The following is a 13978-nucleotide window of genomic DNA, read 5'->3' as shown; positions in this document are numbered from 1 at the left end:
CGATGTCTAACCCCGTACGCTTGCCATTGCCGCCGAGCCTCTATGCCGACACCGCGGTGGCGCCGACGCCGACGCCGGCACTCGATACGGACACAACCGTCTCGGTGGCGATCATCGGCGGCGGCTTCACGGGGCTGTCGACGGCGCTGCATCTCGCCGAGCAACGCGTGGACACGATCGTGCTGGAAACCCAGGAGCCGGGATGGGGTGCATCGGGCAACAATGGCGGCCATATCAACCCCGGCCTGAAGCACGATCCGGACCAGATCGAAGCCGACTTCGGCGCCGATCTCGGCGGCCGCATGATCGCCTTCGCCTACGGCACCACCAACTTCACCCTCGATCTTATCAGCCGCTATCAGATCCCGTGCGAAGCGCGGCAGAACGGCACCCTGCGCGCCGCCTACACCGCGGCAAGCGCGGCGACCGTCGCGGCGACCGCCGAGCAATGCATCCGGCGCGGCATGCCGGTCGCGCTGCTCGATCGCGCAGCGCTGCGCGAGATGACCGGAACCGATCGCTATCTCTGCGCCATGTTCGACCGGCGCGGTGGCGACCTGCATCCGCTGAGCTATGCGCGCGGCCTCGCGCGCGCGGCGATGTCAGCCGGCGCAGCCGTGCACGGCGACACGCCGGCGCTGTCGCTGACACGCGACGGCACGCGCTGGCGGATCGAGACGCCACGCGCGATCGTGTTTGCCGAAAAAGTGCTGATCGCCACCAACGGCTTCACCGGCGATCTGGTGCCGGGGCTGCGGCGCAGCATCGTGCCGGTGTTCTCGTCGATCGCGGCAACGGCACCGCTGCCCGACGATGTGATCCGCGAAATCATGCCGACGCGCTCGGTGCTCTATGAGAGCGGCCACATCACTGTTTATTACCGCATCGACCAGCACAATCGCCTGCTGATGGGCGGACGCGGGCCGATGCGCTGGATCCGCCAGGCGTCCGACGTCAGTTATCTCATGCGTTATGCGGAACGGCTGTGGCCGCGGCTCAAAGGCGCGTCCTGGACCCACGGCTGGAACAGCCGCCTTGCGATCACCGCCGATCACTATCCGCATGTGCACGAGCCGGCAGCGAACCTTTTGATCTCACTCGGCTGCAACGGTCGCGGCGTGGCGCTGAGCACCGCGATGGGACAACAGCTCGCGCGGCGCCTTGTCGGCGGCGCTGACGCCGCCATCGACATGCCGATCACCGCCATCAAGCCGATGGCGTTCCACGCGTTCTGGCCGATCGGGGTGACGGCTGCAGTGCTGGCGGGGCGAATCCGGGACAGGCTGGGGTTTTAGCGGACGGGCGCGGCCCTTGGCGACGGCGGACCATGCCTGATGTTGGCGTCAGCTGAGTTTAGTGCACTGTCACCGTAATTCGGAAAGAAGTTTCCTAGAAGCTCCAGAAGGTAATCAACAATTTGATCACCGGCCCAAAGCAAAACGTCATCAGCGATTTGTGAAATTGCATCGCTTAGATCGTCAATAGTCTCTGTTACCGATTCTACCAACCAATCGACAACTTCACTCGACAAATTTGGATAGTGCTGCGCCATCGTTTCATAGAGGGCTTGAGACAAGACTCCACCTAGAAACGAAACTCCCAATCCAAGGAAAGCCATGGGCACAGTTGCCGGCGCCAAGACAATAAAAGCTCCTCCTACAATAAGCGCCCCTATGGCATTGGCAGCACCGCTCCAATCTGACTTAACTGAATTCGAGCCAGTTGCAAAAGCAACCGCTGTCGTCTCCAGCATTCTTCCAGCCTGAACTAATTTCCCAACATACGTTCCACCGACAGCCACGTTGGTAAGCGCAACATAGGCACTATAGGCGTTGGTTATAGAAGAAGGCACATTTAGAGAATTACTGACCAAATCTCGCTCAAAATTGCCGAGAAAGTCATCGACAAACGTGCCCATCAGATTCCCCCATTTTGTTGGTTTAGTACTGTTTGAACGCAACAACCAACTTAATGATCAATAACACCGACAAAACGAGCATCACGACGAGCATTCCCAGCCAAAAAAGAAGCCCCCCGTAAAAGAGAGCAGGATGATCGTCTCGATGATAGACGGTACCGCGAGCCAAAAGTCTGCCAGTACGAACCGCAGTCCAGACGATCGGCCCCGCCGCCGCCGCCAGCCAAAGCGTCAATAAAAGAACGAAAGCCAGCACGGCAAGATCGTTAAACATCAAGGTTGTTCTCGTACGCTTTGAGCCCTTGACGCGATGGCCAAACGACATTCACACGGATGCTTAGATTCCTCGCCGATCGGGGTGCTTCCTTCCGGGCAAACAAGGTTATGAGAAGTAGACGGTGTTCAGCAAAAGCGACGATGCATTCAGTCGTCGCTAAAAGAAACAGCCCCATCGGTCACTAACTCCAGCTATCGCCAATTTACAGACCACCGGCAGGTAAACTGCAACGTTCGCACGCAGGTTGTAACCACAACATCATTTTAGGGCTGGCACTGCGCTATCATTAAGATCAACGCGAGGTCCGTTGTGCAGCATAACAGGAGCGATGATCTCTGCGAGTTCGGGCTGTTGCTGAGTCCAGCGTCTGTCTGGAGCCCTACCGTTGAAGCCCTCTGAGTTAAGGTTTGCAGGAAACGCGACTTGCGCTGCGGAAATTGCATACCCACGACAACAGTCGCTAACGCGAGATGAGGAATTCGTGGGTAGCCGCTGCAACACGGTTCCCACCGGGCAACGCCTGCTACGCAATTCCGCCATCAACAGCCCCTTGGGCTGCCGGCAAAACCACCCGCCAGTTCACCTCAGCTGCCCAGACATAAACTGCAACGTTCGCACGCAGGTTGTAAAGCCTGATTGCGCAACAAAATATTTTCCCGTGAAAAGGGAAACATTTTTGTTAAAACTGTCGCGAGAGTGCGCTGTGTCTGCCGCTATCGCAGGGATCGACTTTATTGAGTGATTTGCGCCGATCGTGCCGCATAAAGCACGGCAACGAGCGGCGCTCCCTTCTCCCCTCAAGCGGAGCGAGGTAAAATGCCGCATGGCGTTGATCTCAGAGCCTCACAACCATGGCGCCGGCTTGTCCATCGCGATCAGCGCCTCGACCTCGATGCGCGGGCGGACCACGGCGTACTGGTCGCCCTTGACCAGCACCTCGGGCACCAGGGCGCGGGTGTTGTAGGTGCCGGCCTGCACCGCGCCATAGGCGCCGGCGGTCATGATGGCGATGAGATCGCCGGCCTTCGGCTCCGGCAGCGTGCGATCGAGCGCGAGATAGTCGCCGGTCTCGCAGACGGGGCCGACCACGTCGGCGAGGATGGTGCGTTCGCCGGGCGCGGGCTGCCGCACCGGCAGGATGTCGTGATGCGCTTCATACAGCGTCGGACGGATCAGGTCGTTCATCGCCGCATCGATGATGACGAAATTCTTGGCCTCGCCCGGCTTCACATAGATGACGCGCGTGACAAGGATGCCGGCATTGCCGACGATCAGCCGGCCCGGCTCGAACATCAGCGTGCAGCCGAGATTGTGCGTCACCCGCTTGACCATCGCGGCATAGGCCGACGGCAGCGGCGGCGCTTCGCGGTCCAGGTGATAGGGAATGCCGAGGCCACCGCCAAAATCGATATGCGTGATGGTGTGGCCGTCGGCGCGCAGCGTCCGCACGAATTCGGACAGAATCCGGAACGCGGTTTCCATCTTGGACAAATCGGTGATCTGGCTGCCGATATGCATGTCGGTGCCGGTCACTTCGATCCCCGGCAGCTTCGCCGCGCGGGCATAGACCTCGCGGGCGCGCGAAATCGGAATGCCGAACTTGTTTTCGGACTTGCCGGTGGAGATCTTGGCGTGGGTGCCGGCATCGACATCGGGATTGACGCGCACTGAAATCCGCGCGGTCTTACCGGTCTCGACCGCGAGCTTCGACAGCAGTTCGAGTTCGGGCTCCGACTCGACGTTGATGCAGAGAATGTCGTGCGACAGCGCGGCGCGCAGTTCGGCTTCGGTCTTGCCGACACCGGAGAACAGGATCTTGTTCGGTGGAATACCGGCGGCCAGCGCGCGCTGCATTTCACCGCCCGACACCACGTCTGCGCCAGCTCCCAGTTTCGCCAGGGTGCGCAGCACCGACTGGTTGGAATTGGCCTTCGTGGCGTAGCAGACCAGCGTCTTCTCGCCGGCAAAAGCCTCGGTAAAGACCCGGTAGTGGCGCTCCAGCGTCGCCGTCGAATAGCAATAGAACGGCGTGCCGACGCTCTCGGCGAGCGCGGCCAAGTCGACGTCTTCGGCGTGGAGCACGCCGTTGCGATAGTCAAAGTGATGCATAGCGCTTAATCCAGGATCGGATCGATGATAATGCGTTTTTTCGGGCCGCGGGGCGCGTATTTCGCCTTGTCGCCGGGCGCGGTCGGATTGAACACGTTCTTGCCCGCCTCGGCGGCATCTTCCTGCGCCGACACAGTGGGATCGACCTGCAGCCCGTCGCTCGCGGGCGCCGACGCGCTCGGCGGCTGATCGAGGCCGGCCTTGCGGCCGCAAGCGCCCAGCGCCAGTGTCAGGGACGCCAGCACCACCAGCGCGAACCTTCCCTGCGAAAGCTTCGCAGAACCCACGTTTGAACCCCGAGTCACAATCCAATTCCCCAAATGCGGCGCCACCCTACAAAGATCGCCGGCTTTTGGCGAGCCCTGCGGCGGCAGGATTTTTTTGTTGATCAGCCCGAATTTTGCTCTTTTTCCAAGCGCTTGAGCCAGCCCTTGGCCTGTGCGCGGACATTCTTGGGCGCGGTGCCGCCATAGCTGGTCCGGCTTTTCACCGAACTCTCGACCGACAGCACGCCCAGCACATCGGCGGTGATGCGTGGCTCGATCGCCTGCATGGCCTGTAACGGCAGATCGTGCAGTGCCACCCCGTCCGCGGAGGCCTGTGCGACAATCCGCCCGGTGACGTGATGGGCGTCGCGGAACGGCATCTTCAGCGTCCGCACCAGCCAGTCGGCGAGATCGGTCGCGGTGGCATAACCTTCGCCCGCGGCGGCCTTCATCCGGGCTTCATCGGGCACCAGGTCGCGCACCATCCCGGTCATGGCCCGGACCGCCAGCGACAGCGCGGCGAAGGCCTCCATCGCCCCCTGCTTGTCCTCCTGCATGTCCTTTTGATAGGCCAGCGGCAGTCCCTTCATCACGATCAGCAGGCCGGTGAGCGCGCCGATGACGCGGCCGGTCTTGGCGCGCACCAGTTCCGCGGCATCCGGATTGCGCTTCTGCGGCATGATCGAAGAGCCGGTGGTGAATTTGTCCGACAGCCGCACCAGGCCGACCAGCGGCGAGGTCCAGATCACGATCTCCTCGGCGAACCGCGACAGATGCATGGCCGCGATCGCCGCCGCTGACAGCACCTCCAGCACGAAATCGCGGTCCGACACCGCGTCGAGCGAATTCGCCATCGGGCGGTCGAAGCCGAGCGCTTTCGCCGTCGCGGCGCGGTCGATCGGGAAAGACGTTCCGGCGAGCGCGGCGGCACCCAGCGGGCTCTCGTTCAGCCGCTTGCGCGCATCCTGGAAGCGGCCACGATCGCGCGATGCCATTTCCACATAGGCCAGCAGATGATGGCCGAACGTCACCGGCTGCGCGGTCTGCAGATGGGTGAAACCGGGCATCACGGTGTCGGCATGTTCCAGCGCCCGCTCCACCAGCGCGTGCTGGAAGGCGGCCAGCGCCGCATCGGTCTCGTCGATCACATCGCGGACATAGAGCCGGAAATCGGTCGCCACCTGGTCGTTGCGCGAGCGCGCGGTGTGCAACCGGCCGGAGGCCGGGCCGATCAATTCGCTGAGCCGGCTCTCGACATTCATGTGAATGTCCTCGAGCGCGCGCTTGAAGGTGAAGGTGCCCTTGCCGATTTCTGACAAAATCGTGTCTAGACCCTTGGTGATGTTTTTTGCATCGTTTGCCGTAATGATGCCTTGAGTGGCCAGCATGGCTGCATGCGCCTTGGACGCGGTGATGTCCTGTGCGTAAAGGTGCCGGTCGACGTCGATGGAGACGTTGATTTCCTCCATGATCGCATCGGGGCTTTCGCCGAAGCGGCCGCCCCACATCTTGTTACTCATCGACTCTCACTCTTTGGCTTGCTGCCCGTTGGAAACCACTCATTGCATTCGCCGTATCTGTCATACGATCGCAGATCCCGCGTCGCGCGAAACCAGAGCCCATGACCGACAAGACACCCGACACCGAACCGCCCGCCCCCAAGGCCACGAAGCGCATACCCATGGTGCTCGGCGCCATCGTGGTCGGCGCCGCGATCGGATTTGCGGGGGTATACGGGATCGGCGGGTCGCTGCGCAATGGATCGGGCGACGCCACCTGCGCGCCGGCGGTCAATCTGTCGCGAAAACTCGCGCCGCTGGCCCGTGGCGAGGTGGCCGCCCTGACCATGGCGTCGCAGCCCCTGAAAATTCCCGATTTGACCTTCGATGACGGCGCCGGCACCCCGAAAAAGCTGTCCGACTGGCGCGGCAAAACCGTGCTGGTCAACCTCTGGGCCACCTGGTGCGTGCCCTGCCGCAAGGAAATGCCAGCCCTGGATGCGCTCCAGGCCAAGCTCGGGGGAGCGAATTTCGACGTGGTGGCGATCAACATCGACACCCGCGATTCCGAGAAGCCGAAAGCCTTCCTGCGCGAGGGCGGCCTGACCCGCCTCGGCGCTTTTGCGGACCAGAAAGCAAAGGTATTCCAGGATCTTAAGAGCGTGGGACGGGCATTGGGCATGCCCACGTCAGTACTGATCGACGGCGCCGGCTGCGAGATCGCCACCATCGCCGGCCCGGCGGAATGGGCCAGCGACGACGCGGTGAAGCTGATCCAGGCTGCGCTAAAGCCCTAAGCCAGCAACGCTTTTCTCCAAAAACGGCCCGTCAGGGTTAACCCCCTTGACGGGCTGCTTTATGCGCCTATACTTAACCACATGGTTTACCATTCATCCAATCCACTCGATCGCACCTTTGCCGCGCTGTCGGATCCGACGCGGCGCGCCCTGCTGGCGCGGCTGGAGGGCGAGAAAAGTCTCTCTGTCTCGGAGCTGGCCCAGCCGTTCCCGGTGTCGCTGCCCGCGATCATGAAGCATCTCGATGTCCTGTCGGACGCCGGGCTGATTTCGCGGGCGAAGACCGGGCGCACGGTGATGTGCGAGCTCAACGCCGCACCGATGGAGCAAGCGATGGAATGGCTCGCCCGTTACCAGCGTTTCTGGACCAGTGCGCTCGACCGCCTGGCCGCCTTTGTTGAGGAGGAACCATGCTCACCCAACCAAGCCTCACCCTCGCCCGACGACTCAACGCCTCACCCGCAAAGGTCTTCGCCGCCTGGACGGACCCCGAAAAAATAATCCACTGGTTCGGTCCGAGCCAGACCATCGTTGGCTCCGTCAAGGCCGAGATGGATGTGCGGGTGGGCGGCGGCTTCCGCATTTCGTTCAACACCGATGACGGTGACTATCACCAGGTCGGCGGCAAATACCGTGAGGTCGTCAGGGATCAACGGCTGGTGTTCAGCTGGGCCTGGCATTCGACACCGGAGCGCGAATCCGTGGTCACGGTGACCATCAAGCCGGACGGCAACGGCAGCCTTCTGACTTTGAACCACGGCCAGTTCTTCGACCAGGCCGCGGCTGACGGACACAAGCGCGGATGGACCGGAACCCTCGACAAGCTGGAAAAGATGTTCGCCTGACATCCTAGTGCGGCATTTCCGAAATTCCCTCAACCTTGCGGCGATCTCTTCGAGGGAATTTCGGAAATAGAAGCCGCACTAGAATCCAAAATTTCTCAGTGTCCTGATCGAATTCGAAGTTCGCTCAGTGGTGCTGCTAGGTAGTGCGAACTTCGAATTCGGGACACTGAGGAGGAAACAATGAAGCTTTATTACGCCGAGACCTTCAACCCGCGCAAAGCCTGCGCCGTCGCCAAACACCTCAATTCGCCGGTGACGTTCGTGCGCATCGACCTGACCAAGGGTGAGCATCGGCATCCCGACTTCCTCGCCATCAATCCCAACGGCCGGGTGCCGGCGCTGCTGGACGACGGCAAGGCGCTGTGGGAATCCGATGCCATCATGTGCCATCTCGCCCGCGCGGCGCACTCGCAGCTGTGGCCTGACGACGATCGGCAGATCGAGGTCATGCGCTGGCTGAGCTGGAACGGGCAGCACTTCTCCCGCCACACCGGCACGCTCTATTTCGAGTATCTGATCAAACCGAAATTCGGCATGGGCAACCCGGACGCCGCCGCCATCGGAGAGGCAACGAAGTTTTTCCGCCGCAGCGCGCGGGTGCTGAACGATCATCTGCGGGGACGCAACACGCTGGTGGGCGACGCCTTGACGGTCGCGGATTTCGCCGTCGCGACCGGATTCCCCTATGCGACCGAGGCGCATATCCCGCTGGACGAATTTCCCGAGATCAAGCGCTGGTATCAGCGGCTCGAGGATCTGCCGGCCTGGCGCGATCCTTATCCGCAGCAAGCAGCCGCCTGATTGCGGAAATAACCTCCACCACCCCTGACCAACCGATCACGATTTTTCATGGAGAGCGAAGCTATGTCTAAGAAAATCACCACCTCGCTTTGGTTCGACGGCAATGCCGAAGAAGCCGCCAATTTCTACACCTCGATTTTCAAGGATTCGAAGATCACCCGCATCTCGCGTTACGGCGATGCCGGCCCCGGCCCGAAGGGATCGGTGATGGTGGTGGCGTTCGAGCTGAACGGACAGTCCTTCATCGGCATCAATGGCGGACCTCACTTCAAGTTTTCACCGGCGATCTCACTGATGATCAACTGCGACACCCAGCAGGAGCTCGATCATTACTGGGACAGCCTGCTCGCCGGCGGCGCACCGAGCCAGTGCGGCTGGCTGACCGACAAGTTCGGCCTGTCGTGGCAAGTGGTGCCGTCGATCATGAATGAGCTGATGAGCGATGCCGACAAGGCCAACCGCGTCATGGCCGCCGTCATGAAGATGGTGAAGCTCGACATCGCGGAACTGCAGCGCGCGGCCGCATGAGGCGATAGGACGCGCTGCGGACGTGTGTCGCAGCGCGGCCTCCCACGCGAGCCGGTAAAACCGCGACGCGATCACGTATCGAACAACGAGGAAACGCTCATGTATATCGACGGATTTATCGTCCCCCTGCCGAAGAAAAACGTCGCCGCCTACCGCAGCCTGTCGCGCAAGGCCGGCAAGGTGTGGCGCGAGCACGGCGCGCTGGATTACCGGGAATGCATCGCCGACGACGTCAAGGTTGGCAAGCTCACGTCTTTTCCACGTAGCGTGAAAATGAAACCCAACGAAACCGTGGTGTTCGCCTACATCGTCTACAAGTCACGCAAGGATCGCGACCGGGTCAACGCCCTGGTGATGAAGGACCCGCGGCTTGCGAAGATGATGACTCCGAAGGGCATGCCGTTCGACGGCAAGCGCATGATCTATGGCGGGTTCAAGACCATCGTGAGTGTTTGAGATCCGGCACAAGACGATCCGGGGTGAAAGTATCCCGTCACCCTGAGGTGGCCGTGCGTAGCACGGCCCTCGAAGGGCGACGGCCCGGGCAGCTCATTGGCCGTTCATCCTTCGAGGCTCGCTTTCGCTCGCGCCTCAGGATGACGGAACGCATGCAACAGCAAGTGGGGCGTCTTTCAGAAGGAGAACCGATCATGCTGACCACAAGCAAAGCATTCAGCGGATTTTCCGCCGACGACATCGCCAAGGCGAAAGACTTCTATGGCAACACGCTCGGACTCAAGGTGTCCGAGGCGCATGGCTTGCTCAACCTGCATCTCGGCGGCGACACCGACGTGCTGATCTATCCAAAGCCAAACCATACGCCTGCGAGCTTCACCGTGCTCAACTTCCCAGTCGCCAACGTCGATGCGGCGGTGGCCGACCTCACGCAACGCGGCGTGCGCTTCGAGGTCTACGACCTGCCTGGTCTCAAGACCGACGCCAAAGGCATCATGCGCGGCAACGGCCCGACCATCGCATGGTTCAAGGACCCCGCCGGCAACATCCTGTCGGTGCTGGACGAAAACGGCACGATGTAGCGCGCCACGACAGCGATCCCCCTCTTTGGACAGCAGCCATGGGCAACAACACCAACAACACCGAGGCGCCAAAAGCCACACGCCGCGAATGGATCGGCCTTGCCGTGATCGCGCTGCCATGCCTGCTGTACGCGATGGACCTCACGGTGCTCAACCTTGCCGTGCCGCACCTGAGCGCGGACCTGAAACCCTCGAGCTCGCAGTTGCTGTGGATCGTCGATATCTACGGCTTCATGGTGGCCGGTTCGCTGATGACCATGGGCACCCTCGGCGACCGGATCGGTCGGCGGCGATTGCTGCTGATCGGCGCCGCCGCCTTTGGCGTCACATCCGTGATTGCCGCGTTCTCGACCACCGCCAACATGCTGATCGCGTCGCGTGCGCTATTGGGCGTCGCGGCCGCCACGCTCGCGCCCTCGACCCTGTCGCTGATCAGCAACATGTTCCGCGATCCCAAACAACGCACTTTTGCCATCGGGGTGTGGGTCGCGAGCTTTTCCACCGGCGGCGCGATCGGCCCGCTGATCGGCGGCGTGCTGCTGACCCACTTCTGGTGGGGCTCGGTGTTCCTGGCCAATGTGCCGGTGATGTTGCTGCTGCTGGTGCTCGGACCGCTGTTCCTGCCCGAGTTCCGCGATCCGAATGCGGGCCGGCTGGATCCGATCAGCGCCATCCTGTCACTGATTGCGGTGTTGGCCACGATCTACGGCATCAAGCGGATCGCCGAATACGGCGTCGGCTGGCCGGCCGTGCTCACCATCGTCGCCGGCCTCGCAGTCGGCGCGGTGTTCATCCGCCGGCAGCAGACCCTGCCCGATCCGCTGATGGACCTGCGGCTGTTTCGCTCCCCCATCTTCAGTGCCGCGCTGGCGATCAGCACCTTCAGCTTCTTCGTCGGTTTCGCGAGCTTCCTCTTCATCGCCCAGTATCTGCAGCTGGTGCTGCGGATGACACCGCTGGACGCAGGTCTGTGGACTGCGCCGTCGGGATTGGCCTTCATCGCGGGATCGATGATTGCACCCGCGATCGCGCACCGGATTCGTCCGGTGGCGGTGCTGGTGGGAGGCCTCGTGCTGGCCGCCATCGGCTTCGGCATCCTCACGCAGATCGGTGGCAGCCACGCGCTGGCAGTCGTCGTGACCGGTTTCGTGATCTTCTCGCTCGGGCTGTCGCCGGTGGTCACCATGACGACCGATCTGGTGATCGGGGCCGTGCCGCCGGAGCGTGCCGGCATGGCCTCGGGACTGTCCGAAACCAGCTCGGAGTTCGGCGGCGCGCTCGGCATCGCCATGCTGGGCAGCCTCATCACAGCGATCTATCGCGGCAACATGGCCGGCGCGTCCCTGCGCGACATCCCGCCCGACGCCATGGATACCGCGCGCAGCACGCTCGGTGGCGCGCTGGCTGTCGCGGAGCAGCTGCCCGGCGCGCTCGGCGCAGATCTGCTGCACGCCGCGCAGCAGGCGTTCTCCCAGGCCCTGATCTGGGCCACGGGCACCGGCGCCGCGATCCTGCTCGCCACCGCGCTGGTGGCGTTCATGCTGCTGTGGCGCGCAGTTCCGGGTGCCGGTGTTGACATTCCGGTTGAGCCGGCCGCCCTCGCCGGTTCTTCCAAAAATTGATCGTCAGGCCCATCAAGGAGTCGCCCCATGAATCCATCATCAGCAACGACACTCGAGCCGCCGCGATTTGAGACGAGTTCAGCGAGGCTGATCGCCGGAGTTCGCGAGAGCTACGCTTTCTCCGACCAGCGCTTCAAGCAGGGCATCCCCGCGCAATGGCAGCGGCTTGTCGCCGTGATCGGGCAGATCCCCGGCGTCAGCGCCGTCGCCTACGGCCTGTGCTTCGACATGTTTGGCGACGAGCCGGGCTTCGACTATGTCGCCGGCACGGAGGCTGCGGCCGTCACGGGCCTTCCCGAAGGCATCAGCCACCTGCAACTGCCGGCGCTGACATGCGCCGTGTTTGCGCATCGGCTGCACGCATCGCAATTCAACCAGACCATGGACGCCATCATGAGGGAGTGGCTGCCGACCTCAGGCTATCAGTTGATGGGAGGCGACGGCGCGCCGGACCTGATCGAGCGCTACGGCGGAGGCTTCGATCCGCAGACCGGCCTCGGCGACATGGAGCTGTGGCTGCCGGTCAGGCGAGCTTGAGCCGGCGGCATCACCATGTGCCCGAGGGCCCGATCCGCACCGGATCGTTCGCGCGGGAGACGCCGAGCGCCGCGGAGATCGCACGCCAAGAGCGGATGAAGCGGGGGGTCAGGCCGAAATGTCGACGTTGCCGCCGATGCCAGCGGCAAGGTTGGCCTGCGAGCCGGCGTTGAGCTGAGCGCCGAGCAGCACCTGGGCGGCCTCGGCCTGGGAATCGAGATTCTGCTTCATCACGCTGGTGGCGATCTTGCCCTGCAGATTCCCCTGCTGCATCGCCATCGCCGCCATCACCAAACTCATATCCATCACGCAACTCCATTCGCAGGGAGCGCGACAGCCACATCCGCCCACTGGTTGCGGGCACGCTAGTCGCCGTTGGTTAAGAAATGTTGCTGAAAATGTCTCGACTGCTGCGGCAGGAAGTCACGACGGATCGGGCTCAAAACGCAGGAGATCGCCGGGCTGGCAATTAAGATAGGCGCAGATGCGCTCCAGGGTGTCGAAGCGGACGCCCTTCACCTTGCCCTGCTTCAGCAGCGACAGATTGGCTTCGGTGATGCCGACATGCTCGGCGAGCTCTTTCGACTTCACGTTGCGTTCCGCCAGCATCACATTCAGTCGCACCCGGATCGGCATAACGGCAATCCTCAGACGAACTGCGCGTTTTCGTCGGCAAGGCCGCGCGCCTCCGCCATCACCCAGGTGATCACCACCACCATGCCGGCGAACAGCAGCGACAGCAGCGTGTCCGAACCGACGCTGACGGCCAGCACCCGCTTGCCGGGACCGGCGCCCCAGCTCAGGAGCACGGAGAGGGCCGCACCCGTGATCGGCTGCAGCAATGCGGAAGCGAACAGGGCGATCGCGAAGCCGCGCAACCCGTAGATGGCCTCGGCCGCAAAGAAATGTCCGTCCGCGAAGGCGCCGAAACAACGGCGGGCCTGCAGCAGGCCCCAGGTGAGACACCCGAGCGGGATCGCCGACAGAACAAGCGCCGCGAGGCGCTGTATCCAGCCGATCTCCTGCCCCGCGACCTGCAACCGGGCATCGCGCAACAGTTCCTCCGCCGGCACGGTTAGCCAGTAGGCCAACAGACCCAGCGGCAGTGCGACGGCGGCCAACAGACACAGGATCGCCATGCCGCGGCTGAGGCGGCGCACCCGGCGCAGCGGATCGATCGCGACGGGATTATTCAGATGCAACGTACTCATGTGATCTCCAACATCAGCCCTTCGCAAATCTATACTTGATTTATTTCTGTGAAACAATAATTTTTATCTGCGTTTCAGTATCACAGGAGTTTGACTCATGCCGTTCCATCCACGCCCGCGCGCCATCGTCCTCACAGTTCTGCTTTGTGCCGCGCTCCCGATTCTTCCCGCCGCCGCCACTTCAGCCTCCACGTCCCGCGGCCAGGTCTCGGTCACGCAGGCCCGCGCCATGCTGGAGCAGGCCGCCGGCAATCCGACCGCACGGCAGGTGCTGACCGCTTACCTCGCCGGAATCGGAGAGACAGCCGGGACAATGATCGATGCGGAGAAACAACAGGCGACACAGGTGCTGGCCTGCAAGGGCCGCCTCAGCCTCGATGACAAGAGCGCGCTGCAGGCACTGGAGACGTCCGCGCCGAACGCGGCGCTGTGGGCGGAGACCGCGGCAACGCCGCTGATCCTGCGGGACATGCTGAAACGAGCGAACTGCCGCCTGCCGCAATAGGACCCGCGGCTGCGATCGGCGCCCGC

General features: G+C 62.6%; 19 protein-coding genes. 11 read left to right on the top strand and 8 right to left on the bottom strand.

The annotated features are described in order from the left end of the window. Positions 1–2 precede the first annotated feature (2 nt). Entirely contained in the window at positions 3–1295 is a 1293-nt protein-coding gene (locus RS897_RS16360; RefSeq protein WP_315837562.1) for an NAD(P)/FAD-dependent oxidoreductase, read from the top strand. Here RS897_RS16360 and RS897_RS16355 read toward each other — a convergent pair. From RS897_RS16355 to argH, 5 genes are all read right to left on the bottom strand, one after another. After that, complete coding sequence (locus tag RS897_RS16355) at positions 1292–1918, bottom strand: hypothetical protein (RefSeq protein WP_315837561.1); 627 nt, start codon at positions 1916–1918, stop codon at positions 1292–1294. The genes RS897_RS16360 and RS897_RS16355 overlap by 4 nt on opposite strands. 22 nt (positions 1919–1940) lie before the next feature. Continuing rightward, positions 1941–2195 carry a hypothetical protein gene (locus RS897_RS16350; protein ID WP_315837560.1) on the bottom strand — a complete coding sequence of 85 codons (255 nt, stop codon included), beginning with the start codon at positions 2193–2195 and terminating at the stop codon, positions 1941–1943. Positions 2196–3038: 843 nt separating this feature from the next. Further along, on the bottom strand, positions 3039–4304 hold the full coding sequence (lysA, locus tag RS897_RS16345) for a diaminopimelate decarboxylase (RefSeq protein ID WP_315837559.1): 1266 nt from the start codon (positions 4302–4304) through the stop codon (positions 3039–3041). Between the two features lie 5 nt (positions 4305–4309). Next, on the bottom strand, positions 4310–4591 hold the full coding sequence (locus RS897_RS16340) for a lipoprotein (RefSeq protein WP_315837558.1): 282 nt from the start codon (positions 4589–4591) through the stop codon (positions 4310–4312). Positions 4592–4692: 101 nt separating this feature from the next. Beyond that, complete coding sequence (gene argH / locus RS897_RS16335) at positions 4693–6090, bottom strand: argininosuccinate lyase (protein WP_315837557.1); 1398 nt, start codon at positions 6088–6090, stop codon at positions 4693–4695. 101 nt (positions 6091–6191) lie between these two features. On the opposite strand from argH, the gene tlpA reads away from it, so the two are divergent. The 9 genes from tlpA (at position 6192) to RS897_RS16290 (ending at position 12236) form a co-directional block, all read left to right on the top strand. Beyond that, the gene (gene tlpA / locus RS897_RS16330; RefSeq protein WP_315837556.1) at positions 6192–6866 is read left to right on the top strand and encodes a thiol:disulfide interchange protein TlpA; all 675 of its coding nucleotides are present in this window, start codon (positions 6192–6194) and stop codon (positions 6864–6866) included. 81 nt (positions 6867–6947) lie between these two features. Further along, on the top strand, positions 6948–7367 hold the full coding sequence (locus tag RS897_RS16325) for an ArsR/SmtB family transcription factor (protein ID WP_315837555.1): 420 nt from the start codon (positions 6948–6950) through the stop codon (positions 7365–7367). Further along, positions 7277–7711, top strand: a complete 435-nt coding sequence (locus tag RS897_RS16320; protein ID WP_315837554.1) for an SRPBCC family protein — start codon at positions 7277–7279, stop codon at positions 7709–7711. Before RS897_RS16325 ends, RS897_RS16320 begins: the two co-directional genes overlap by 91 nt. 180 nt (positions 7712–7891) lie before the next feature. Next, a complete protein-coding gene (locus RS897_RS16315; protein ID WP_315837553.1) occupies positions 7892–8512 on the top strand; it encodes a glutathione S-transferase family protein in 621 nt (206 codons plus the stop codon). A gap of 63 nt (positions 8513–8575) precedes the next feature. Then, positions 8576–9040, top strand: coding sequence for a VOC family protein (locus RS897_RS16310; protein ID WP_315837552.1), 465 nt, complete (start codon positions 8576–8578; stop codon positions 9038–9040). Between the two features lie 99 nt (positions 9041–9139). Continuing rightward, positions 9140–9496: a DUF1428 domain-containing protein gene (locus RS897_RS16305; protein ID WP_315837551.1), complete on the top strand. Its 357-nt coding sequence runs from the start codon at positions 9140–9142 to the stop codon at positions 9494–9496. Between the two features lie 194 nt (positions 9497–9690). Next, entirely contained in the window at positions 9691–10077 is a 387-nt protein-coding gene (locus tag RS897_RS16300) for a VOC family protein (protein WP_315837550.1), read from the top strand. Positions 10078–10115: 38 nt separating this feature from the next. After that, positions 10116–11699: an MFS transporter gene (locus RS897_RS16295; RefSeq protein WP_315837549.1), complete on the top strand. Its 1584-nt coding sequence runs from the start codon at positions 10116–10118 to the stop codon at positions 11697–11699. 27 nt (positions 11700–11726) lie between these two features. Continuing rightward, complete coding sequence (locus RS897_RS16290) at positions 11727–12236, top strand: GyrI-like domain-containing protein (RefSeq protein ID WP_315837548.1); 510 nt, start codon at positions 11727–11729, stop codon at positions 12234–12236. Between the two features lie 108 nt (positions 12237–12344). On the opposite strand, the gene RS897_RS16285 is transcribed toward RS897_RS16290, so the two are convergent. The 3 genes from RS897_RS16285 to RS897_RS16275 all read right to left on the bottom strand — a co-directional run bounded on the left by RS897_RS16285 (position 12345) and on the right by RS897_RS16275 (position 13447). Then, positions 12345–12542, bottom strand: a complete 198-nt coding sequence (locus RS897_RS16285) for a putative motility protein (RefSeq protein WP_315837547.1) — start codon at positions 12540–12542, stop codon at positions 12345–12347. Between the two features lie 117 nt (positions 12543–12659). Next, a complete protein-coding gene (locus RS897_RS16280) occupies positions 12660–12872 on the bottom strand; it encodes a helix-turn-helix domain-containing protein (protein WP_315837546.1) in 213 nt (70 codons plus the stop codon). A gap of 11 nt (positions 12873–12883) precedes the next feature. Beyond that, positions 12884–13447 (bottom strand): DUF2975 domain-containing protein, encoded by a 564-nt coding sequence (locus tag RS897_RS16275; protein ID WP_315837545.1) that lies wholly within the window; start codon positions 13445–13447, stop codon positions 12884–12886. 97 nt (positions 13448–13544) lie between these two features. Here RS897_RS16275 and RS897_RS16270 point away from each other — a divergent pair, with 97 nt between their 5' ends. Then, positions 13545–13952 (top strand): chlorophyllide reductase, encoded by a 408-nt coding sequence (locus RS897_RS16270; protein WP_315837544.1) that lies wholly within the window; start codon positions 13545–13547, stop codon positions 13950–13952. Positions 13953–13978 lie beyond the last annotated feature (26 nt).

This window comes from Bradyrhizobium prioriisuperbiae (assembly GCF_032397745.1).
GTDB classification, from domain to species: Bacteria; Pseudomonadota; Alphaproteobacteria; order Rhizobiales; family Xanthobacteraceae; genus Bradyrhizobium_A; species Bradyrhizobium_A prioriisuperbiae.
This window is presented reverse-complemented; position numbering and strand designations above follow the sequence as displayed.

What these genes read in the sequence shown, in the direction of transcription:
- RS897_RS16270 (WP_315837544.1), top strand. Translation starts at nt 13,545, where the DNA reads ATGCCGTTCCATCCACGCCCGCGCGCCATCGTCCTCACAGTTCTGCTT.
- RS897_RS16355 (WP_315837561.1), bottom strand. Translation starts at nt 1,918, where the DNA reads ATGGGCACGTTTGTCGATGACTTTCTCGGCAATTTTGAGCGAGATTTG.
- RS897_RS16305 (WP_315837551.1), top strand. Translation starts at nt 9,140, where the DNA reads ATGTATATCGACGGATTTATCGTCCCCCTGCCGAAGAAAAACGTCGCC.
- RS897_RS16285 (WP_315837547.1), bottom strand. Translation starts at nt 12,542, where the DNA reads ATGGATATGAGTTTGGTGATGGCGGCGATGGCGATGCAGCAGGGGAAT.
- lysA (WP_315837559.1), bottom strand. Translation starts at nt 4,304, where the DNA reads ATGCATCACTTTGACTATCGCAACGGCGTGCTCCACGCCGAAGACGTC.
- RS897_RS16325 (WP_315837555.1), top strand. Translation starts at nt 6,948, where the DNA reads ATGGTTTACCATTCATCCAATCCACTCGATCGCACCTTTGCCGCGCTG.
- RS897_RS16315 (WP_315837553.1), top strand. Translation starts at nt 7,892, where the DNA reads ATGAAGCTTTATTACGCCGAGACCTTCAACCCGCGCAAAGCCTGCGCC.
- RS897_RS16360 (WP_315837562.1), top strand. Translation starts at nt 3, where the DNA reads ATGTCTAACCCCGTACGCTTGCCATTGCCGCCGAGCCTCTATGCCGAC.
- RS897_RS16295 (WP_315837549.1), top strand. Translation starts at nt 10,116, where the DNA reads ATGGGCAACAACACCAACAACACCGAGGCGCCAAAAGCCACACGCCGC.
- RS897_RS16280 (WP_315837546.1), bottom strand. Translation starts at nt 12,872, where the DNA reads ATGCCGATCCGGGTGCGACTGAATGTGATGCTGGCGGAACGCAACGTG.
- RS897_RS16310 (WP_315837552.1), top strand. Translation starts at nt 8,576, where the DNA reads ATGTCTAAGAAAATCACCACCTCGCTTTGGTTCGACGGCAATGCCGAA.
- tlpA (WP_315837556.1), top strand. Translation starts at nt 6,192, where the DNA reads ATGACCGACAAGACACCCGACACCGAACCGCCCGCCCCCAAGGCCACG.
- RS897_RS16300 (WP_315837550.1), top strand. Translation starts at nt 9,691, where the DNA reads ATGCTGACCACAAGCAAAGCATTCAGCGGATTTTCCGCCGACGACATC.
- argH (WP_315837557.1), bottom strand. Translation starts at nt 6,090, where the DNA reads ATGAGTAACAAGATGTGGGGCGGCCGCTTCGGCGAAAGCCCCGATGCG.
- RS897_RS16275 (WP_315837545.1), bottom strand. Translation starts at nt 13,447, where the DNA reads ATGAGTACGTTGCATCTGAATAATCCCGTCGCGATCGATCCGCTGCGC.
- RS897_RS16290 (WP_315837548.1), top strand. Translation starts at nt 11,727, where the DNA reads ATGAATCCATCATCAGCAACGACACTCGAGCCGCCGCGATTTGAGACG.
- RS897_RS16320 (WP_315837554.1), top strand. Translation starts at nt 7,277, where the DNA reads ATGCTCACCCAACCAAGCCTCACCCTCGCCCGACGACTCAACGCCTCA.